The organism is Pseudomonas sp. Sample_22 (genome assembly GCF_004307635.1).
Lineage (GTDB): Bacteria > Pseudomonadota > Gammaproteobacteria > Pseudomonadales > Pseudomonadaceae > Aquipseudomonas.
The window spans coordinates 80,814-101,398 of the sequence record NZ_RCNY01000065.1 but is presented as its reverse complement, the minus strand read 5'-3'; the positions used below and the strand labels follow the sequence as shown (position 1 = coordinate 101,398).

17 protein-coding genes are annotated in these 20,585 nt (G+C 61.0%); 6 read left to right on the top strand and 11 right to left on the bottom strand.

What is annotated here, in order from left to right:
* The 3 genes from D8U73_RS17370 to D8U73_RS29210 all read right to left on the bottom strand — a co-directional run.
* The coding region (locus tag D8U73_RS17370; protein WP_130905230.1) for a hypothetical protein at positions 1 to 901 on the bottom strand (901 nt) is incomplete at its 3' end.
* 10 nt (positions 902 to 911) lie between these two features.
* Positions 912 to 1,400: a type VI secretion system tube protein Hcp gene (locus D8U73_RS17365; RefSeq protein ID WP_056855148.1), complete on the bottom strand. Its 489-nt coding sequence runs from the start codon at positions 1,398 to 1,400 to the stop codon at positions 912 to 914.
* Between the two features lie 346 nt (positions 1,401 to 1,746).
* Entirely contained in the window at positions 1,747 to 1,917 is a 171-nt protein-coding gene (locus D8U73_RS29210; protein ID WP_156386278.1) for a hypothetical protein, read from the bottom strand.
* 31 nt (positions 1,918 to 1,948) lie between these two features.
* Between D8U73_RS29210 and D8U73_RS17360 the strand changes: the two genes are divergently transcribed.
* Genes D8U73_RS17360 through D8U73_RS17345 form a run of 4 tightly spaced genes read left to right on the top strand, consistent with a single transcriptional unit; the run spans position 1,949 to position 7,081 of the window.
* Complete coding sequence (locus D8U73_RS17360; protein WP_130905229.1) at positions 1,949 to 2,425, top strand: formate dehydrogenase subunit gamma; 477 nt, start codon at positions 1,949 to 1,951, stop codon at positions 2,423 to 2,425.
* Positions 2,425 to 3,984, top strand: a complete 1,560-nt coding sequence (locus D8U73_RS17355; RefSeq protein ID WP_130905228.1) for a formate dehydrogenase beta subunit — start codon at positions 2,425 to 2,427, stop codon at positions 3,982 to 3,984. The genes D8U73_RS17360 and D8U73_RS17355 overlap by 1 nt, the downstream gene beginning before the upstream one ends.
* A complete protein-coding gene (fdhF, locus tag D8U73_RS17350; RefSeq protein ID WP_130905227.1) occupies positions 3,981 to 6,863 on the top strand; it encodes a formate dehydrogenase subunit alpha in 2,883 nt (960 codons plus the stop codon). The genes D8U73_RS17355 and fdhF overlap by 4 nt, the downstream gene beginning before the upstream one ends.
* Positions 6,860 to 7,081: a formate dehydrogenase subunit delta gene (locus tag D8U73_RS17345; protein ID WP_056855144.1), complete on the top strand. Its 222-nt coding sequence runs from the start codon at positions 6,860 to 6,862 to the stop codon at positions 7,079 to 7,081. Before fdhF ends, D8U73_RS17345 begins: the two co-directional genes overlap by 4 nt.
* A 76-nt stretch (positions 7,082 to 7,157) precedes the next feature.
* On the opposite strand, the gene D8U73_RS17340 is transcribed toward D8U73_RS17345, so the two are convergent.
* On the bottom strand, positions 7,158 to 7,499 hold the full coding sequence (locus tag D8U73_RS17340) for a potassium channel family protein (RefSeq protein WP_130905226.1): 342 nt from the start codon (positions 7,497 to 7,499) through the stop codon (positions 7,158 to 7,160).
* Positions 7,500 to 7,641: 142 nt separating this feature from the next.
* Here D8U73_RS17340 and D8U73_RS29205 point away from each other — a divergent pair, with 142 nt between their 5' ends.
* On the top strand, positions 7,642 to 7,818 hold the full coding sequence (locus D8U73_RS29205; RefSeq protein ID WP_156386277.1) for a hypothetical protein: 177 nt from the start codon (positions 7,642 to 7,644) through the stop codon (positions 7,816 to 7,818).
* Positions 7,819 to 7,821: 3 nt separating this feature from the next.
* Here D8U73_RS29205 and D8U73_RS17335 read toward each other — a convergent pair whose 3' ends face one another.
* The 7 genes from D8U73_RS17335 to D8U73_RS17305 all read right to left on the bottom strand — a co-directional run bounded on the left by D8U73_RS17335 (position 7,822) and on the right by D8U73_RS17305 (position 19,084).
* Positions 7,822 to 9,465, bottom strand: a complete 1,644-nt coding sequence (locus D8U73_RS17335) for a fatty acid--CoA ligase (RefSeq protein ID WP_130905225.1) — start codon at positions 9,463 to 9,465, stop codon at positions 7,822 to 7,824.
* Between the two features lie 19 nt (positions 9,466 to 9,484).
* Entirely contained in the window at positions 9,485 to 11,263 is a 1,779-nt protein-coding gene (locus tag D8U73_RS17330) for an acyl-CoA dehydrogenase C-terminal domain-containing protein (RefSeq protein ID WP_130905224.1), read from the bottom strand.
* Between the two features lie 7 nt (positions 11,264 to 11,270).
* Complete coding sequence (locus D8U73_RS17325; protein WP_130905223.1) at positions 11,271 to 13,790, bottom strand: MMPL family transporter; 2,520 nt, start codon at positions 13,788 to 13,790, stop codon at positions 11,271 to 11,273.
* A gap of 16 nt (positions 13,791 to 13,806) precedes the next feature.
* The gene (locus D8U73_RS17320) at positions 13,807 to 14,883 is read right to left on the bottom strand and encodes a YCF48-related protein (protein ID WP_130905222.1); all 1,077 of its coding nucleotides are present in this window, start codon (positions 14,881 to 14,883) and stop codon (positions 13,807 to 13,809) included.
* Positions 14,884 to 14,976: 93 nt separating this feature from the next.
* Positions 14,977 to 16,335 carry a DUF1329 domain-containing protein gene (locus D8U73_RS17315; RefSeq protein WP_056855138.1) on the bottom strand — a complete coding sequence of 453 codons (1,359 nt, stop codon included), beginning with the start codon at positions 16,333 to 16,335 and terminating at the stop codon, positions 14,977 to 14,979.
* Between the two features lie 41 nt (positions 16,336 to 16,376).
* Positions 16,377 to 18,380 (bottom strand): DUF1302 domain-containing protein, encoded by a 2,004-nt coding sequence (locus D8U73_RS17310; RefSeq protein WP_130905221.1) that lies wholly within the window; start codon positions 18,378 to 18,380, stop codon positions 16,377 to 16,379.
* A 137-nt stretch (positions 18,381 to 18,517) separates the two neighbouring features.
* Positions 18,518 to 19,084, bottom strand: coding sequence for an alpha/beta hydrolase (locus tag D8U73_RS17305; protein WP_056855260.1), 567 nt, complete (start codon positions 19,082 to 19,084; stop codon positions 18,518 to 18,520).
* Between the two features lie 364 nt (positions 19,085 to 19,448).
* Here D8U73_RS17305 and D8U73_RS17300 point away from each other — a divergent pair, with 364 nt between their 5' ends.
* Complete coding sequence (locus D8U73_RS17300; protein ID WP_130905220.1) at positions 19,449 to 20,456, top strand: AraC family transcriptional regulator; 1,008 nt, start codon at positions 19,449 to 19,451, stop codon at positions 20,454 to 20,456.
* Positions 20,457 to 20,585: the final 129 nt, after the last annotated feature.

Sequence of the window (20,585 nt, the reverse complement as noted above, 5' to 3'; positions counted from 1 at the left end):
CCCCTAACCCACCCCCAATAATTGCACAAGCTAAGACGCCAGGGCCTCCGGTGGCTAAGCCAAGTACAGCAACGCAACCCATCGCAGCCGCACCGCTCGCTATAGTTCCTCCGAAGGTCCCAACAATAATATTTCCAGACAACTTACTACCCTCAACATATTTTGCCTTCCTGCATTCCGTTTCGCGCCCAGTCGTACATGCAGCGTAGATAGAGGCCCCAGCAGCAGTTACACTCAAACCGACACCTAAGTACGTACCCTTTTTCAGGATATTCGAAACTCTCGCCACGCCGCTAATAGTTTCTGCGTAACCTGCTATCACTCCTGAATGTAAATAGCTTTGCTTGGACATCTCAATCATATTTCGTATCGAGCCTTGATTGCGTAAGCCTGAGCCATATTTGGCAAAACCTTTCAGCTGATCATCGAGCTGTTTAAATAACAGCTCGCGCTTCGTCAAGAAATCATTTCGAGCCTGAGCCGTCCCACTTCTAATGTGATAACGATGAGCCGCTTCGATCTCTTCAAGAGTTTGCTTGATACCATCAAGGTGCTTACTCCAAGCACTGCCAACGCTACCTATTCCAATAGATGAATACCCAAGCGCTCTTGTTATGAGTTCATGATTCTCTAATAGAAATCCATCACTTTGCATTCCATTGACCATGAGTGCCAAGTGGATTTCAAAGGCCTTCTTCATGTAGAACGCTTCTTCAGCCGTACACGACGGTGTTGAATTATCACCTACGATTACCAGCTCGCCTGGCAGTACCACCGAATTGACAACATGTGCATTCAACACATCGAATTTTGACATTGAGTTCTTGCCAAGCTGCAAGGTCGATTTCAAATAGGAATAAGGTTGCATTCTTGAATTTATAAAACTATAGGTCTCTGACATGGATGGCACCTCAGCAGTATTTTTTGTTGCTGATGCGATCCCAACCACCCGCCACATTACCTCCGCCAGCACCGTCCGTTCTTTTTTGCTGGATATAGATCGTTTTAATCCGCCCATAATTCAAGCTGATGCTTTCGGTAGGTACACCTTCATTTGCGGCTTGTGCGTAACTTGAAATGATGACTTCTTCCAGCACAACTTCGAAGTACTTCTGCTTCTCGCCTCCAGCGCGATGCAGGGTCAGGACGACTTCTTTTAGATGGTCCCCTGCGCAACTGGCCTCTATGAGCTTGCAACTGGACTTGTCCAGATTCTTGGTGAATGTGAAGTCGCTAACGGTCGTGCGCCCCGATGAGGCACCGCCTGCGGAACTGGCAGTAGACGAGGCTTCCTGGTGAGTGCTGAAACTGTACCCGGTAATTTCTATCCAGTCCTTGTGTTGGTCATCAAGCGCTTCGCCTGGAATACCTTCGATTTTGACGTAAGCGTCGAACGCCATGTGACCGTTCCTTGCAGTAGTTGTTTATCAAACTTACAGGAGAGAATTTACGTATTTCGGAACGAGTATTCGCTCATTCGGATATCGTTAAACTGACGATTCGGACCTTTCCTATTTTGTAATGGCTGGCGGGATGTAGGATGTTTCCGGCGTCACTACCTTTTTCTTCGAGGTTGGTGGTGGTTCGGCTGGCGCTATCGCGAGCAGGCTCGCTCCTACATTTGGCGTGCGCGCCCGATAGACATCAGGCGCGCACGTCCATGGGTCAATGCCCCCGCGCCACTCTCATCTAGACTCAATAAGAGGTCGTAGGCAGAACCGAGCACGTCGCTTTGGTGCAGGTCGATCAATAGCGGCGTGGCAAGCTGCCTTTTATGCCCAGTCGAGGTGCGGCGAAGACCGTGCCGGGCACAACAAGATGCCCGCTCAGGGTGCCCTGGCCAACGGCCTGAATTGCCACGATACCGTGACGTGGTGTGAGTGCCGCAGCCGACACTTTCGGACGACCGACAGCCATCTGGTTTGTCCGTGACCGTGAGGATTGCTGAATGCCTGATGAGATGTTGCACCTGCCTGTGGTCAACAGTGTGCTGGAGCGCCACAAGGGCTCTGCGGGTGCGCTGTTGCCCATTCTTCATGATATTCAGGAGCGTATTGGGTACGTCCCCGATGTCGCCGTCCCCGAGATTGCCCATGCCCTGAACCTGAGCCAGGCCGAGGTGCGTGGGGTGATCAGTTTTTACCATGACTTCCGTACTGCGCCGCCGGCGCGGCATATCCTGCGGCTGTGCCGGGCCGAGTCGTGCAAGAGCCGTGGCGCCGAGCAGTTGGCGGCACAGTTGCGTGAGCGTCTGCAACTGGACGACCACGGCAGCAGCGCCGATGGCAGCATCAGCTTGCGGCCGGTGTATTGCCTGGGTGCCTGTGCCTGTTCGCCCGCCCTGGAACTGGACGGCAAGGTGCATGCGCGGCTGAGCGCCGAGCGTCTCGATGCCTTGCTTGACGCTTGCCGGGAGGACGCGTGATGCCGACTCTTTATCTGCCCTGTGATTCGCTGGCCCGTGCAGTGGGTGCCGACGAGGTCTCCACGGCCCTGATCACTCAAGCCCAGGAACGCAATCTGCCGCTGGAGTTGCAGCGCACCAGTTCCCGTGGCCTGTACTGGTTGGAACCGTTGCTGGAAATGGACACCCCGCAAGGTCGTATCGGCTTCGGCCCTTTGACCGCTGACGATGTGCCCTCTGTGCTCGATTCATTAAAAGACGAACCTTCAAAGCATCCACTGGCCTTGGGTCTGGTGGAAGAGTTGCCTTATCTGAAAACTCAGCAGCGCCTGTTGTTTGCCCGCGCTGGCATCACTCAGCCGCTGTCGCTGGAGGATTACCGGGCCCACGGCGGTTTCGAAGGTTTGAACCGGGCCGTCGCCATCGGCGGCGAGCAAACTGCCACGGCAGTGTTCGACTCAGGCCTGCGTGGCCGTGGCGGCGCGGCTTTCCCCGCCGGGATCAAATGGCGCACGGTGCGTGCGACGGAAGCGGCGCAAAAGTACATCGTGTGCAACGCCGACGAAGGCGACTCCGGCACTTATGCCGACCGCATGCTGATGGAAGGCGACCCTTTCCTGCTGATCGAAGGCATGGCGATTGCCGGCCTGTGCGTCGGCGCCACCTACGGCTACATCTATGTGCGCTCAGAATATCCGGATGCCGTGGCCACCCTGCGCAACGCGCTGCAGATTGCCCGGGCGAACGGTTACCTCGGCGCCAATGTCGGCGGCAGCGGTCAAGCGTTCGATATGGAAGTGCGGGTCGGTGCCGGTGCCTACATCTGCGGTGAGGAAACCGCGCTGCTGGACTCTCTTGAAGGCAAGCGCGGGGTCGTGCGCGCCAAGCCGCCGATTCCTGCCTTGAAGGGCCTGTTCGGTCAGCCGACCCTGGTGCACAACGTGCTGACGTTGGCCTCGGTGCCGCTGATTCTGGCCAAGGGTGCGCAGTTCTATCGCGATTACGGCATGGGCCGTTCGTTGGGCACCATGCCTTTCCAGCTGGCGGGCAATATTCGTCACGGTGGACTGGTGGAACGGGCTTTTGGCCTGACCCTGCGGGAGTTGGTGGAAGATTACGGCGGCGGCACCGCCAGTGGCCGGCCGCTGAAGGCTGCGCAGGTCGGTGGCCCGCTCGGCGCCTGGGTGCCACCGTCGCAATTCGATACACCGCTGGATTACGAAGCCTTCGCCGCCATTGGCGCGATGCTCGGTCACGGTGGTGTGGTGGTGGCTGACGACAGTCTGGACATGGCGCAGATGGCGCGTTTTGCGATGGAGTTCTGCGCCGAGGAATCCTGTGGCAAATGCACGCCGTGCCGCATCGGTTCTACCCGCGGTGTCGAGGTGATCGACCGCATGCTCGCCGCATCGGACCAAAGTGTCCGCGATGAGCAGGTGATCATCCTCAAGGACCTGTGCGACACGATGCAATACGGTTCGCTGTGCGCGTTGGGCGGCATGGCGCCCTTCCCGGTGGTCAGCGCCCTCAAGTACTTCCCCGCCGACTTCGGCTTGCAGCCCTCGGAGGCCGAGCAATGATCACTCTCTTCGACCCGAAAACCGATATCGACCTGGGTACACCGGCCCGCGACAGCCAGGTGCAAGTCACCTTGAGCATCGACGGCCGTAGCATCAGCGTGCCCGAAGGCACCTCGGTGATGCGCGCCGCTGCAATGCTCGGCACCACCATTCCCAAACTCTGCGCCACCGATAGCCTGGAAGCCTTCGGCTCGTGCCGCATGTGCCTGGTGGAGATCGACGGCATGCGCGGTTACCCGGCGTCCTGCACCACGCCGGTCACTGAAGGCATGAGCGTCCACACCCAGACGCCGAAGCTTGCGACGCTGCGGCGCAATGTCATGGAGTTGTACATCTCCGATCACCCGCTGGACTGCCTGACCTGCTCGGCCAACGGCAATTGCGAGCTGCAAACCGTGGCCGGCCAGGTTGGTCTGCGGGAAGTGCGTTACGGCTATGAAGGCGAGAACCATCTGGAGGACGTGAAGGACACCTCCAACCCCTACTTCGACTACGACCCGAGCAAGTGCATCGTCTGCAACCGCTGCGTGCGCGCCTGCGAAGAAACCCAGGGCACCTTCGCCCTGACGATTACCGGGCGCGGTTTTGAATCCCGGGTGGCCGCTGCCGGTGGGGATAACTTCCTCGATTCGGAATGCGTGTCCTGCGGCGCCTGTGTACAAGCCTGCCCTACTGCGACGCTGATGGAAAAAAGCGTGGTCGAAATGGGCCAGCCCGAACACAGCGTGATCACTACTTGTGCCTATTGCGGCGTGGGCTGCTCGTTCCGCGCCGAGATGAAAGGCGACCAGTTGGTGCGCATGGTGCCGGACAAGAACGGCCAGGCCAACCACGGCCATTCCTGCGTCAAGGGCCGCTTTGCCTGGGGTTACGCGACCCACCCGGATCGCATCACCAAGCCGATGATCCGCAAACACATCAACGACCCGTGGCAGGAAGTCAGCTGGGATGAGGCGGTGACCTACGCCGCCAGCGAATTCCGTCGGTTGCAGCAAAAATACGGCCGCGATTCCATCGGTGGCATCACCTCCAGCCGCTGCACCAACGAAGAAACCTACCTGGTGCAAAAACTGGTGCGCGCCGCGTTCGGCAATAACAACGTCGACACCTGTGCGCGGGTCTGTCACTCGCCGACTGGCTATGGCCTGAAACAAACCCTTGGCGAATCGGCGGGTACCCAGAGTTTCGATTCGGTGATGCAGGCCGATGTGATCCTGGTGATGGGCGCCAACCCCAGCGATGCCCACCCGGTATTCGCCTCTCAACTCAAACGTCGCCTGCGTGAAGGCGCACGGCTGATTGTGATTGATCCACGGCGCATTGATCTGGTGGACTCGGTGCATGCCCGCGCCGAGCTGCACTTGGCGCTGCGCCCGGGCACCAACGTCGCCATGCTCAATGCCTTGGCCCACGTGATCGTCACTGAAGGGCTGCTCAATCAGGCCTTCATCGACGCCCGCTGCGAAGGCAGCGATTTTGCCAATTGGCGCGAATTCGTCAGCCGCCCGGACAACTCGCCAGAAGTACTGGGCGCCATCTGCGGCGTGCCCGCGGCCGACATTCGTGCCGCAGCGCGCCTGTATGCCACAGGCGGCAACGCGGCGATCTATTACGGCCTGGGGGTGACCGAGCACAGCCAGGGCAGCACCGCGGTGATGGGCATCGCCAACCTGGCCATGGCCACCGGCAACATCGGTCGCGAAGGTGTAGGCGTGAACCCGTTGCGCGGGCAGAACAACGTGCAGGGCTCTTGTGACATGGGCTCGTTCCCCCACGAACTGCCTGGTTACCGGCATGTCTCCAACGTGGAAGTGCGCACCCAGTTCGAACAGGCGTGGAACGTCACCCTGCAACCCGACCCGGGCCTGCGTATCCCCAACATGTTCGAGGCCGCGCTGGGCGGCAGTTTCAAGGGTTTGTATTGCCAGGGCGAGGACATCGCCCAGAGCGATCCGAATACTCAACACGTCACCGCGGCGCTGTCGGCCATGGAATGCGTGGTGGTGCAGGACATTTTCCTCAACGAAACCGCCAAGTTTGCCCATGTGTTTCTGCCGGGCAGTTCGTTCCTGGAAAAGGACGGCACTTTCACCAACGCCGAACGGCGCATCTCGAGGGTGCGCAAGGTCATGGAGCCGTTGGGTGGCAAGGCCGACTGGGAAGGCACTGTGGCGCTGGCCAACGCGTTGGGCTACCCGATGAATTACCGGCATCCGTCAGAAATCATGGATGAAATCGCCAGCCTGACGCCGACCTTCACCAACGTCAGCTACGCCGAACTGGAGCGTCACGGCAGCCTGCAATGGCCATGCAACGCCGCGGCACCGGACGGCACGCCGACCATGCACATCGAGCAATTCGTGCGCGGCAAGGGGCGCTTCATGCTCACCGGTTATGTGCCTACCGAAGAGAAGGTCAACACGCGTTATCCGCTGCTGCTGACCACCGGGCGCATCCTCAGCCAGTACAACGTCGGCGCCCAGACCCGGCGCACAGAGAACGTTGCCTGGCATGATGAAGACCGCCTGGAAATCCACCCGACCGACGCCGAGAGCCGTGGCATCAACGAAGGTGACTGGGTCGGCATCGGCAGCCGCGCCGGGCAGACGGTGCTGCGTGCGCGGATTACCGAACGGGTTGCGCCGGGCGTGGTGTACACCACGTTCCACTTCCCCGAATCAGGGGCCAACGTGATCACCACCGACAACTCCGACTGGGCCACCAACTGTCCGGAGTACAAGGTTACGGCCGTCGAAGTCAGCCGCGTTTATCACCCTTCGGAGTGGCAAAAACGCTTCCAGGCATTCAGCGACGAACAGGACCGCTTGCTCAAGGACCGCCGCAAGGCCCGTGGCGATAAAGCGGAGGTACGCCGATGAGCACCGACAACCTGATCAAGATGGCCAACCAGATCGCCCAGTACTTCGCCACTCAACCGGACCAGGAGCAGGCCGTGCTCAGTGTGCGTAATCATCTGCAGATGTTCTGGGCGCCGAGCATGCGCAAGGAGCTGTTGGCCTGGCAGACGGAGCATAAGGGCGCGGACTTGCACCCGCTGGTGCAGGCCGCGGTGAGTGGGGCTGGTTGGGAGGCTTAGCCTGCCGCCCCCTGGAAATTGACTGCAAAACCTGTGGGAGCGGGCAAGCCCGCTCCCACAGGAGTGGGTTGACCCATTACTTGTCTGCGCCTGTCACACGCACGGCAGTTTCAATTGCCCTGACGCTGATCGCCGCAAAAATCGCCGTCAGCAGCACGCCATTGAAGCCCAACAATATTGCCAATAGCCGCGACAACGGCAGTTTCGGCACCAATTCGCCATAGCCGATGGTCAAGCCTGTCACGAAACCGAAATAGATGCCGTCGAACGGATCCCAGCCTTCCAGGTAGCTGATGATCAGGCCGAATATAACGATGACCACCAGCATGGTGGACAGAATCGGCCAGACGATTCGAAGGGAGTAGCCGACGGCTTTGTAGAACTCTCGACGGATGTGCGACGTGTGGATGAGTTTCATATGCTGGGTTTCCTGGCGGCGGCAGGCGGATTGGCATCCGAACAGCTTGGCACAAGAATCGCCAACCGGAAGCCGGACCAACGGAACGTGGCAGGCGCGTAACAGCGATTAAGCTGCAATGACCCGGCACTGGAAAATCCCCATGTCCAAGCACTTGCTCGCGCCTCTCCTGTTCGCCGTGGCCGTGGCCATCAGCGGTTCGTCCTGCCACGACAGCCGTCAGGACGATCAGGCGCGGCCGTCCGCCAACGGAGGCAGCGGCAGGATTATCCCGCCGCAACAACGCATGCCCTCGACCATGCCACGGCCGAGGATGTAGCGCTTAGTTCGCTTCGCTTTCGCGGATCAGTTTCTTGTTGATCTTGCCGACGCTGGTCTTGGGGATTTCGGCGACGAACTTGAACTGCTTGGGGATTGCCCATTTGTTGATACGGCCGCCGTCGACGAAAGCTTGCAAGTGAGTTTCCAGCATCTTGCGATCCAGGTATTGCCCCGGCTCGCTGACGACCATGGCCATGGGGCGCTCGCCCCATTGTTCATCGACGATACCCACCACCGCGACCGACATCACCGCCGGGTGTTCGCTGATCAGGCTTTCCAGTTCCAGGGAGCTGATCCACTCGCCGCCGGTCTTGATCACGTCCTTGATACGGTCCTTGATTTCCACGCAGCCGAGCGTGTCGATGGAGGCCATGTCGCCGGTGTGCAGCCAGCCGTTTTCCCAAAGCTCAGCGCCTTTTGCCGGCTCCTTCAGATAGCCTTGGGTCAGCCACGGTGCCCGGACCACGATTTCACCCAGGGATTCGCCGTCGTGGGCGACGTCGTTGCCGTTGGCATCGATGATTTTCAAGTCGACCATCGGCACCGTCGTGCCGGTCTTGATGCGGATCGGCAACTGCGCTTCGCGTGACAGCGCGAGGTCTTCATCACGCAGGTAAGTCAGGCACAGCAACGGGCAGGTTTCCGACATGCCGTACCCGGCGTGCACGTGCATGCCTTTGGCGCAGGCTTCGCTGGCGATGCCGAGGGTCAGGGCACTGCCACCGAGGAGCATTTTCCAGCCGTTGAAACGGGTCGCCTTGCCTTCCTCGCAGTTGAGGATCATCTGCAAAATGGTCGGCACGCAGTGGGAGAACGTGACCTTCTCTTCGCGGTACAAGCGCACCAGGCTGTTGGGTTCGTAGCGGCCGGGGTAAACCTGTTTGATGCCCATCAGCGTTGCGACATACGGCACGCCCCACGCATGCACGTGGAACATCGGCGTGATCGGCATGTATACGTCGTCGGAGCGCAGCAGCGGCTGGCCTTGGTACACGCCCAGGGTGCCGACGGCATTCAGGGTATGCAGGACCAATTGGCGATGGGTGAAGTACACGCCTTTCGGGTCGCCGGTGGTGCCGGTGGTGTAGAACAGGGTCGCCACCGAGTTCTCGTCGAAGTCGGGGAAGTCGTATTGGTCGGATGCCTCGGACAGCAGGTGCTCGTATTCGCCCAAAACAGGCAACGAGGTGGCAGTCGCTTCGTCATCGGTGAGTTGCAGGTAGCCTCTTACGGTTTGCAGTCGACCGTGGATTTGTTCGACCAGCGGCAAGAAATCATCATGCACCAGCACCAGGTCATCCTCGGCGTGGTTCATGGTGAACAGCACCTGCTCCGGTGACAGGCGAATGTTCACCGTGTGCAGCACCGCGCCGATCATCGGCACGGCGAAGAAGCACTCCAGATAGCGGTGGCTGTCCCAATCGAGCAGCGCCACGGTGTCGCCCGCCTTGACCCCGGCCGCCGTCAACGCATTGGCCAGGCGGCGGATACGCTCGTTGAGCGTCAGGTAGGTGTAGCGCAGTTTGTCGGCGTAGACGATCTCCCGGCCCGGTTCATAGCGCACGCCGGACAGCAGCAATTGCTTGATCAGCAAGGGGTAGGCGTAAGCGCCTTCGGCGGGTGGAATTATTTTTGTCGCCATCATGTCGGGGTTCCTTGTCCTTTCAGAACTGCTCGGCTTGCATCGCAAACAGGCATTCGCTGCCGGCCTTGGCCGATGCGCTCAGCGAGTGGATACGCGGCAGCACGCGGGCAAAGTAGAAGCGCGCGGTGGCCAGTTTGCTGACGTAGAAGTCGTCAGTGGAATGGGTGCTCATGGCCGCCTTGGCCATCCGCGCCCACATATAGGCGTACGCGGTGTAGCCGAACACGTGCAGGTACTCGACCGAGGCCGCGCCGATTTCATTCGGGTTGCTTTGCGCCCGGTCCAGCAGCCATGCGGTGAGTTCATCGAGGGTGTCGACGGCGGCGTTCAGTGGCTGGGTGAACTCCTTGAGATCGGCGCAGGCGTTGGCAGTGAAGTTGCGGATTTCCGAGGCGAACAACCGGTACAGCGCCCCGCCGCTGCCGACGATCTTGCGCCCGGCGAGGTCAAGGGACTGGATGCCGTTGGTGCCTTCGTAGATCTGGGTGATGCGCACGTCACGCACCAGTTGCTCCTGGCCCCACTCGCGGATGTAGCCGTGGCCGCCGAACACCATTTGGCCGTGCAAGGTGGTTTCCAGGCCCATGTCGGTGAGGAATGCCTTGGCCACCGGCGTCAGCAGGGCCACCAGTTCCTGGGCGCGGTTACGGGTGGCTTCATCTGCGCTGTATTTGGCGGTGTCCAGTTGCAGGGCCACGTAGCTGGAGAATGCGCGACCGCCTTCGTTCAGCGCTTTCATGGTCAGCAGCATGCGGCGCACATCGGGGTGGACGATGATCGGGTCGGCGGATTTTTCCTTGAATTGCGCCCCGGTCGGTGCACGACTTTGCAGGCGATCACGGGCGTATGTGACGGCGTTCTGGTAGGAACGCTCGCCCTGCGCCAGGCCTTGAATGCCCACGCCCAGGCGCTCGTAATTCATCATGGTGAACATCGCTGCCAGGCCTTTGTTCGGTGCGTCGACAATCCAGCCTGTCGCGCCATCGAAGTTCATCACGCACGTGGCGGAAGCCTTGATGCCCATCTTGTGTTCGATGGAACCACAGGACAGCGCGTTGCGTTCGCCCAATGACCCGTCGTCGTTGACCAGCACCTTGGGCACCAGGAACAGCGAGATGCCTTTCGGTCCTGCCGGCGCATCGGGCAGGCGTGCAAGCACCAAATGGATGATGTTCTCGGTCAGGTCGTGGTCGCCGCCGGTGATGAAAATCTTGCTGCCGCTGACCTTGTAGCTGCCGTCAGCCTGCGGCTCGGCGCGGGTGCGGATCAGCCCCAGATCCGTGCCGGCATGGGCTTCGGTCAGACACATCGAACCGGTCCAGGTGCCGGCGTACATGTTCGGCAGGTATTTGGTTTTCAGCGCTTCGCTGGCGTGGGCGTTGATCGACAGGCAGGCACCGGCCGTGAGCATCGGGTACAGACCGAACGACAGGCTGGCTGAGTTGACCATCTCTTCGACCTGCGCCGAAATCGCCTTGGGCATGCCCATGCCGCCGAACTGCGGATCACCGCCGACGCCGACCCAACCACCCTCGGCAAACGCCTGATAGGCCTCGGCGAATCCGTCCGCTGCGCCGACTGCGCCGTTGTTCCAGGTGCAGCCCTGTTCGTCGCTGGCGCGGTTCAACGGCGCCACCACTTCACCACTGATCTTGCCGGCCTCTTCGAGGATCGCGGCAGCGGTTTGTTCATCGATCACGTCGGCCAGGCCAGGCAACTTGGCCCACAGCCGGGATACCTGGAAAACCTCGTTGAGTACGAAGCGCATGTCGCGCAGGGGAGCTTTGTATTCAGACATTGTTGGCTTACTCGGAAGTGGTCAGGGCATTGGGCATGCCGGGACGTTCAGTGGTTTCGGTGGTTTCGGCCGGCATGACAGGCGCGGTTTGCGGCACCCGTTCGCGCAGCAGGAAGTACGACAGGGCCGGGATCAGGATCAGCGCGCCGAGCATGTTCCACAGGAACATGAAGGTCAGCAGGATGCCCATGTCGGCCTGGAACTTGATCGGTGACCAGACCCAGCACACCACGCCCGCCGCGAGGGTGATGCCCACCAGCCCGACCACACGGCCGGTGAAGGACACCGCATTGCGATAGGCTTGGGACAGCGGCAAGCCCTGGCGCTGGAAGTGCAATTGCACGCTGAGCAGGTACAAGGCGTAGTCGACGCCGATGCCCACGCCAAGGGCGATCACCGGCAGGGTCGCGACCTTGACGCCGATGCCCATGGCGACCATCAGCGCTTCACAGAGGATCGAGGTCAGCACCAGCGGCAACAGCGCCACCAGCGTGGCGCGCCAGCTGCGGAAGGTGATCAGGCAGAACAGCGTCACCGCCGCGTAGACGTACAGCAGCATGGTGCGATTGGCTTCGCGTACGACGATGTTGGTCGCCGCTTCGATGCCGGCGCTGCCGGCCGCCAGCAGGAACTGCCGATCTTCTGTGCTGTTTTCCTTGGCGAACTTGTCGGCAATCGCCACCACCGCGTCCAGGGTTTCTGCCTTGTGATCCTTGAGGAAGGTGATCACCGGCATCAGCGAGCAGTTGTTGTTGAACAGCTCCGGCGAGTTGACCGAGGCCTGCTGCGCGGCGTAGTTGAGCACGTCCTGGTTGCGCTGGATGCTGTTGAGCTTGGGGTTGCCTTCATAGGTGCCGGCGGTGATCTGCCGCACGGCGTTGACCAGCGACGTCGTCGCCTGCACGCCCGGGTACTGTTGCAGCTCCCAGGCCAGGCGATCGGCGAGCACCAGGGTCTTGTAGTTCAGGCAGCCTTCCGGCGCGGTCTTGATCATCACCGCGAACAGGTCGCTGGACAGCGCGTAATGCTGGGTGATGTAGGCGTTGTCGCGGTTGTAGCGCGAGTCGGCACGCAACTCCGGCGCACCGCTTTCGAGGTCACCGATCTTCAGGTTGAGGCTGACCATGAAGCCGCCAATGCCCATCAGCACCGCGACCAGAACCGCACCGGTCGCCCACTTGGCCGTGGTGAAGCGGTCGAGCAGGTCCCACAGTTTGCCGAACCCTTTGTGGTGTTCGGCGCGGTTGTCGATTTTCAGGGCGCGCTCGGCCGCCTTGGCGCCAACGCCAACATAGGACAGCGCCACCGGCATCAGCAACAGCGAGGTGAAGATCAGCACCGCGACACCGATGCTGGCGGTGATCGCCAGGTCCTGGATCACCGGAATGTCGATCAGCATCAGCACCGCAAAACCCACCGCGTCAGCCAGCAACGCGGTGACACCGGCGATGAACAGGCGGCGGAAGGTGTAGCGCGCGGCGATCAGTTTGTGGGTGCCACGGGCGATGTCCTGCATGATGCCGTTCATCTTCTGCGCGGCGTGGGACACGCCGATGGCGAAGATCAGGAACGGCACCAGCACCGAGTACGGATCGATGGCATAACCGAGCCAGGCGACGATTCCCAGTTGCCAGACCACCGCGATCAGCGAGCAGCCGACCACCAGCAAGGTGCTGCGCACGCAACGGGTGTAGGCGTAGATGATCGCCAGCGAGGTGATCACGGCCAGGCCGAAGAACATCATCACCTGGATCAGGCCGTCGATCAGGTCGCCCATCAATTTGGCGAAGCCGATCACCCGCACCTTGTACTGGCCCTTGCCCTCCTCCCCGGATTTACGCGCGACGCTGTCGCCGGCGAATTCGATCTTGTCGCGCAACTGCTCTTCGAGCATCTGCGAGAACGCGTGGTAGTTGATCGGTTGGCCACCCGCGGCGGCTTTGTCCAACAGCGGTACGATCAACATGCTCGACTTGAAGTCGCTGGCGACCAGGCTGCCGACGATGCCGGCGCGGGAGATGTTCTGGCGCAACTGCTCGATTTGCTCCGGCTGGCCGGAATAGGTATCGGGCATCACCGGGCCACCCTGGAAGCCGTCCTCGGTGACTTCAGTCCAGCGTACCGCCGGGCTCCACAGCGATTTCATCCACGCGCGGTCGACGCCTTCGGTGAGGAACAACTGGTCGTTGACCTGCTTGAGCACGTCGAGGTACGCGGGGTCGAAAATATCGCCTTGGGTGTTCTCGACCACCACCCGCACCGAGTTGCCCAGGCCGCGCAATGACTGGCGGTTTTCCAGGAAGTTCTGGATGTACGGCTGGCTCTGCGGAATCATTTTTTCGAAGCTGGGGCGCAGTTCAAGGCGGGTCACGGCCATGAAGCCCAGCACCACGGTGGCCAGCGCCATCAGCAGCATGAACAGCGGGCGGTAGTTGAATACCAGCCGTTCGAGGAGGTTGCCGGAGTGTCGATCGAAATCCCGCAGCTCGCGGATGACCGGCATGGCGTCTTGTTTGATATTGCCCATGTCTGGGTTCTCGCTCTTAGGGTTCGAGGGCTAGCGTCTGGGCGCCACGGCTGCCCGCGACCACCAACGCGCCAGTGGCGGACTGGGTAGCACCGGCGACCGGAGTCGGCACCGGTTGGCGCAGCAGGCGCAATTGCGCGCCCGTGCCCTGGCTGACCAGCATCTGCCCGCCCTGGGTGAACAGGCGGTAATTGCCACGGGCATCGATCAGCCCAGCGGTAATGCTCACGCGCAGGCCGCTGTCGAGCGCGCTCCAGTTGTGGCCGCCATCGGTGCTGCGCAGGACGTTGCCGCGCAAGCCATAGACGAGCACTTCGCCCGGCTTGCCGAGCACACCGAAGAAGCTGCCTTGATAAGGCGTTGGCACAGCAGCGAAGCGTTGGCCGTTGTCATCCCATTTGAGCAACAGGCCTTGTTCGCCCGCGATGTACAACGCGTCGCCAGTCGAAGCGATGGCGTTGAGGTGGAAACCTTGCGGGTTGTCGGTGCGATCCTGATAGGGCGTCCAGCTCTGGCCAGCGTCTTCGGTGCGCAGGATCAGGTTGAATACGCCGACCACATAACCGACTTTGTCATTGGCAAACCAGACATCGAGCAGCGGTTTGTCCGCGCCTTGCTCGACCAGTCGCTCGCCCTCGGCCACCAGCAATGGCCACTGCTCGTTGGCCGGTTCGGCACTGGCCAGTGCCGTGTAGTGCTTGACCAGGATGTCGCCGATCTGGCGGCCGTCGAGCTGCTTGTGCCAGGTCGCGCCGGCGTCGCTGCTGTGCAGCACCACGCCGTCATTGCCCACCGCCCAGCCTTGGGTGGTGGTCGGAAAATTCACCGCCGTGAGATCGGCACTGACGGGCACGGCGGCCTGCTGCCAATGCTGGCCGGCATCGTCGGAAAACAGAATATGGCCGCGCTGGCCGACGGCAATCACGCGCTCACCGGCGCGGGCCATGCCGGACAACGGGCTGTTGATGGCCAAGGCGCTGACCCTGGCGGGCAGGTCCAGCACGTCGACATAATCGGTGGCGTGGGTGACGCCCTGTAATACGCCGAGCACTATGCCCAACGCCAGCTGCAAGCAGTTTTTATACGAACACATACCGCGTCCTCTTCGGAAAGCCGCGTCGGGACACACAGGCGTGTGCCCGACGTTCATGCTGTTGTGGGAGCGAGCCTGCTCGCTCCCACAGGCTTAGCGAATGCCGGCGCCGGCCAGGGATTCCGACGACCACTGCGCCTTGGAGAGCGGCTCGATGTACTTGATGCCGCCGTACGGGCCGACGACGCCGTTGATGTTGTAGGAACCGCCCACCAGGTCGTAGATCATGAACGGCGTGGAGTCCGGCACCTGCTTGTCGTAGCTCTGGCTGAGGAAGGCGAAGGAGCCGCGATAGAGTTGACCACGGGCGTCGTACTGGTCAGAGGCCAGAGCGCTCCAGCTGTCTTCGTCGAGGTAGAAGCGGCGCTTGGCGTAGATGTGCCGGGCACCGGCCTTGAGCGTGCCTTCGACCACCCATACACGGTGTTTTTCCCAGCGCACGAAGTCCGGCGCGAGGTGGTTGGCGGTGGTCAGCGACTTCGGATCCTGGGCGTAGGTCAGCTTGTAGGTGTTGTAGGGCACGATCATTTCCTGCTTGCCCACCAGCTTCCAGTCGTAGCGATCCAGCGCCCCGTTGAACACGAACACGTCATCGTAGGTGCCCGCACCGGCGGTGCCCGGGTTCGGTGTGTCGTAAGCCAGGTTCGGCGCCAGTTTCACCCGACGCTGACCCGGCAGGTATTGCCAGGCGCGGCGTGGTTGTTGCAGCGGGTTGGCGGCGTCCTTGAGCATCACCGCTTCGCCTGCTCGGCGCGCGGGGCCGGTGTACGACAGTTTCATCTGGTAGTACACGTCGGCGCTGCTGATCGGCTGCGAGAGGTTTTCGTAGATCGGGTAGGAAATGAACGCCTGCCCGGTGGTCGCCAGGCTCGGCACGCCAGCAGAGTCGACGTTCCAGGAGTCGTACTTGGAGTTGATGCTCACGCCCTGATAACGCAACAGGAAGTTCCACATCGCTTCGTTGCCCGACTGAGGGATCGGGAACGGTACGCCCGGCAGCACGTTGTCGATGGCCAGGCCGTTTTCCAGGGACTTGGCACCGCTGGCGTTCTTCACGCCGTTGTCCAGAATGGCCTGTGGCAGCGAGACGGTACGGTGAGTCGGGAACACATCGACACGGAACGTCGGGAAGCGCTTGGCCAGTTCAACGGTGGTGGCGCTGAGCAGGTTCTTGTACTGATCGACGTTCTTGCCGTCGATCACCAGCAGCGGTTTTTCGCTGGCAAACGGGTCCGGGCGCATGCTGTCACCGGATTTGAAACTGGCCGGTGGCGTGGTCAGGCCACCGTTGTAGGCCGGAATGGAACCATCAGCGTTCCCGGCCTTTTCAGCGCCGACCAGCGTCAGGCTGCTGCCCAGCTTGGCGGCTTCCTGGGTTGAAACAGCGGCCTGTGCCTGAGCGGCCAGGACCATGGCCAGCGAAACGGCCAACACGGTTTGTGCGAATTTCATCTTGTTATTCTCCTGCTTGCATTGAGCAAATCAGTGGTGAATCAAAAAGTGGTTTTCATCGTCAGGTAAACGGCGCCACGGTCCTCAGTCGTTGCGCCACCTCCGGAGAAGGCCGAGTAGCCACCGGCGTAACAGGCGTAGTTTTCGTTGCCGCTGAAGGCGTTCGGCGTAGAGCCGTCGCCACCGGTCGGGCCGGTGCTTACGCCGCTGACATTGCACTTGTCGGTTTTGCCGAAGGAGTCCACGTACTTCAGGTCGACAAAGTATTTGTTGTACACAACGGCACCGAGGCCGATGGCGTAGTTGCCGGTGTCTTTGGCACCGCCACCGGAGACCGGTGACACGCCATCGAGGCCGACGTTGACAGACATCGGCGCGTTGAGGTCAATACCGGGGAACACCTGGTACCAGGTCGGGGTGAAGTTGACCGCGATGCCCCAGTTGTCCCGGGTCGGTGCGTCGATGCCGCGATAGCTGTCCTTGCCTTTGTAGAGCGCCTCGTTCTTGCTATCGAGCTTGAGCAGGTTGCTGTAATACAACTCGCCGAGCAGGGTTGCCGAATCGAACAGCGGCGTATCGGCAATGGTCATCAGGCCATTGATCGTCCAATGCAGGGTGTCGCCGGTGGCAGCCATGCTGTCGCCCTTTTCCGGCGTGTCATAAATCACACCCGTGGCAGCAGTTCGCGCCGGCAGCAAGCCAAGACCCTGGCCCAGGCCCAACGGGCTGTTGGTGCTGACGATCGCCGGGATACTGGCCAGCGGCATGTTGTGGCGAATGTTCAGGTCCGACCCCACACTCACACCGCCGACATCCTTGGACAGGCTCAGGCCGACGATCTTGATGTTGTCGGCGTAGGCCATCTGATAGGTGGCGGTGTTCAGCGAGTTGAGGGTGTTGATCACCGCAGGCACTTGCCCGGCCGGGCGGGTGCCGTTGGGGTTGGCCGAGGTCAGGCCACGGGCGTCCAGCCAGGCTTGCGGCAGGATCTCCGAAGTTTCGCGGTAGTAAACGCCGAGGGTGCCGTCCAGCCAGGCTGGCGACCACTTGGCCATGACGCCCCAGTCACCGCGCTTGTCCGGCGTCAGGTCATGACCGCGACGGACGTTGGTCAAACCGTTGCACGGCGCCAGGCCACAACCAAGCGGGCTGCCCGGAACCACAGCGTTGGTGTTGCCGAGCAGGAACGATTGCGCACCGAAACCGACCAGGTCGGAACCGCCGTAGTAAGTGCCCGCTTCCGGCAGGCGCGCCTCATCCCAATCGAGGAAGTACTGCGCGCCGACGGTCAACTCCGGGTTGACGGTGAACGACATCGACAGCTGGTTGCGCGGGACGAACAGTTCCTTGGCTTCGGTGCCCGGCGATGCGGCGAGTTTGGCCAGGTCGAGGCCCGACTGGCCGTAACTGACCGAGTGCACCGGGTTGAGAATGGTCTCGCCCCAGAACACGTTGTGCTGGCCAGCCTTGACGCTGAGTATCGACTCCTCGCCCACTTCGGTGCTGTAAAACACGAAGGCATCGAGGATTTCGCCGGACGGGCCGGTGTAGTAGCGCTGGGCGTAGTTGCTCAGGTGCGGGCTGCCGGTGCCGACGTCGTCCCGGGTGACACCCGCCAGGCGCGGGTCGTTGGCGATCAGGCCCGAGGTCGAACCGTTGCCGTTGACGAACGGGTTGGAATTGGAACCGGTGTTTTCGTACGCCTTGTCGTACCAGCTGGCAGCACTGACGCGAAAGCCCATGTGGTTCTGGTAGACCACGTCCATCTCGGTCAACAGGTCGACGCGGTTGGTGATGTTGGTGCCGGCCTTGCGAAAGTTGTAATCGCCGTCGTTGTTGTTTGGCGTAGCCAACATGCGTTTGTCGGCACTTTCGGTGCGCACGCCATAGTTGTACTTGACGGTGTTATCCAGGCGAACGGTCCAGTCCGGGTTACCTGTCTCGATCTCGGCCGCATGGGCCATCGGCACCGTTGCCGCGAGAATGGCCGAGGCCAGCAATGTGTAGCGTGATGCGGTGAACCCGTGACTCTTGTTGTTGTGCATTGCGTTGTCTCCGCCTTTTTGTATTTGTTTTAAGCGCAGCCGCCCTCGCGCATTCCTCTTCGGGTCTGCGTTTTCAGGAGTGAGGGCAAATGCCGACTGGCGTGATGCCTGCCGGTTCCTGTATTAGCGGTCCTGTTTTATTGGTCCAATCGCAGGATCAGTGCCTCGGCTTGCGCCCAGTGGCCAAATCCTGCGGCCGGATTGAGATGGCCGACATCGCCCAGATCGAGCAATTCGGCGCCCCAGTTTTCAGCCATGCGGGTCACGGCGGAAAAACTGGCCAGGTGATCGTTGGTGCTGCCGGCCACGATGCTGCGGAATGGCAGCGGGCCTTGTGGCAGAGGATTCCAGCCTTGATTGCTGAGTGTTTCCGAAGAGGGATAGTTGGCCGGCCAGACTGCATCGAGGTCCGGTGGCGCGGCCAGCAATGCGCCCTTGATTGGACGGCTGTACTGCGCCGCCCAATGCGCGACCATCAGCACGCCGGCACTGTGGGCTACCAGAATCACCGGGCCGTCGATCTGCTCCAGTTCGTGCTGGATCGCCCGCACGCGAGCACCGCAGTCGAGCTTGTCGGTCTCCAGCGGCGGGACGCTGCGTACCTTGGCTAGCTTGGCTTGCAGCAACGTTTGCCAATGCTCGGCAACGTGCTCGCGCAGGCCCGGTACGATCAGAACGGTGGCGGCAGTTTGCAATTTGTCCACGGTCAACACCTTCGCTTTCTCGATATCTCGACTGGCTGTTTTCGCCAGAGGCTTTTTGTAGGGTCGACATTAAAGAGCGCCCACTCGAGGCGCTTTACATTGGACGTCAGGCACTTTTCTTTTGATGACAAATTGTCCGACACTTTATCGCCTCGACCGCTGGTCGAATAACCCCACAGGTTGGCGCAGGGTCACTGTAATCAACGGATGAGCCTGGATTGCTCGCGCAAGCAGCGCTGATTCAACGCCCGCCAGCGTGATGTCCATCGCCAACAAGACAACTGTTCAACGGTCGATGCGCTGGATATAGTCGCCACGCCCGCCCATCAGAAAAAGAAGCCATCGGCCCAGGGAAGACCTACGCATGCCCAAGCTTGTTCGCGCTGCTGTACTGACCAACTACCTGGAGGTCACCCAGTACCTGGGATTCAACCCGCGCGATGTGTTGGCCGCCGTCGGCCTGAGCAGGGCGCAATTGCAAGCCCCCGAGCACCGCATTGCGATCGACGCCGCCGTACGCTTGCTGGAAGACTCGGCCGCCGCCAGTGGTTGCCAGACGTTCGGTTTGAGCATGGCCGAGTCGCGCCAGCTTTCGGACTTCGGCGTGGTCAGCCTGTTGCTCAGCCATCAGCGCACGTTGCGCGATGCCTTGCAGGTGGTGGTGCATTACCGGCACCTGATGAACGATTCGCTGGCGATCTTCATTGAAGAGGCCGGCAAGATGGTGATCATCCGCGAAGAAGTCGTCACCGAAACGCCGATGCCCAGCCGCCAGGCCACCGAGCTGGCCATCGGTGTGATGTTCCGCTTGTGCGCGGCGCTGCTCGGTTCGCACTGGCACCCGTACAGCGTCAACTTCATGCACAAGGCACCGGACAACCTGCAACTGCATCGCCGGCTGTTCGGCTGCACCCTGGAATTCGGCAGTGAGTTCAACGGCATCGTCTGCTCAGATGCCAGCCTCGACATGACCAACCCCAACGCCGACCCGGCCATGGCCCGCTACGCCCAAAGTTATCTCGATTCTTTGCAAAGCCACGATGGCACCTCGATGCTGTTCGAAGTGCGCAAAGCCATTTACCTGCTGCTGCCCATGGGCCGCGCGACCATCGAGCAAGTCGCGCAGAGCCAGGGCATGAACGTGCGCACCCTGCAACGTCGCCTCAAGGACGACGGCTGTGCGTTCAACGACGTGATCAACGATGTGCGCCGCGATCTGGTGCTGCGTTATCTGGACAACCCGAACTACTCGCTGAGCCGTATTGCCGACATGCTCGGCTATTCGATGGCAAGTTCGTTCACGCGGTGGTTCATCAGCCAGTTCGGCATGCCGCCGGCGACGTGGCGGGCGCAGAAACAGAAACCGTCCTGACAGCAGGCAAAAAAAACGGCGACCGCTGGCACGGTCGCCGCAAAGAGCGAAATCAGCATTCATTTCTCTGTGGCTGTCCGAAAACTCGATAAACAACCCTCTCCCTGTAGGAGCAAGGCTTGCCCGCGA

Bases quoted from the DNA above. Each gene is read 5' to 3' on its own strand.
- D8U73_RS17355 (WP_130905228.1), top strand. From the start codon at position 2,425: ATGCCGACTCTTTATCTGCCCTGTGATTCGCTGGCCCGTGCAGTGGGT.
- D8U73_RS17320 (WP_130905222.1), bottom strand. From the start codon at position 14,883: ATGTGTTCGTATAAAAACTGCTTGCAGCTGGCGTTGGGCATAGTGCTC.
- D8U73_RS17330 (WP_130905224.1), bottom strand. From the start codon at position 11,263: ATGTCTGAATACAAAGCTCCCCTGCGCGACATGCGCTTCGTACTCAAC.
- D8U73_RS29210 (WP_156386278.1), bottom strand. From the start codon at position 1,917: ATGGCTGTCGGTCGTCCGAAAGTGTCGGCTGCGGCACTCACACCACGT.
- D8U73_RS17315 (WP_056855138.1), bottom strand. From the start codon at position 16,335: ATGAAATTCGCACAAACCGTGTTGGCCGTTTCGCTGGCCATGGTCCTG.
- D8U73_RS17335 (WP_130905225.1), bottom strand. From the start codon at position 9,465: ATGATGGCGACAAAAATAATTCCACCCGCCGAAGGCGCTTACGCCTAC.
- D8U73_RS17325 (WP_130905223.1), bottom strand. From the start codon at position 13,790: ATGGGCAATATCAAACAAGACGCCATGCCGGTCATCCGCGAGCTGCGG.
- D8U73_RS17340 (WP_130905226.1), bottom strand. From the start codon at position 7,499: ATGAAACTCATCCACACGTCGCACATCCGTCGAGAGTTCTACAAAGCC.
- D8U73_RS17300 (WP_130905220.1), top strand. From the start codon at position 19,449: ATGCCCAAGCTTGTTCGCGCTGCTGTACTGACCAACTACCTGGAGGTC.
- D8U73_RS29205 (WP_156386277.1), top strand. From the start codon at position 7,642: ATGTCCAAGCACTTGCTCGCGCCTCTCCTGTTCGCCGTGGCCGTGGCC.
- fdhF (WP_130905227.1), top strand. From the start codon at position 3,981: ATGATCACTCTCTTCGACCCGAAAACCGATATCGACCTGGGTACACCG.
- D8U73_RS17365 (WP_056855148.1), bottom strand. From the start codon at position 1,400: ATGGCGTTCGACGCTTACGTCAAAATCGAAGGTATTCCAGGCGAAGCG.
- D8U73_RS17310 (WP_130905221.1), bottom strand. From the start codon at position 18,380: ATGCACAACAACAAGAGTCACGGGTTCACCGCATCACGCTACACATTG.
- D8U73_RS17360 (WP_130905229.1), top strand. From the start codon at position 1,949: ATGCCTGATGAGATGTTGCACCTGCCTGTGGTCAACAGTGTGCTGGAG.
- D8U73_RS17345 (WP_056855144.1), top strand. From the start codon at position 6,860: ATGAGCACCGACAACCTGATCAAGATGGCCAACCAGATCGCCCAGTAC.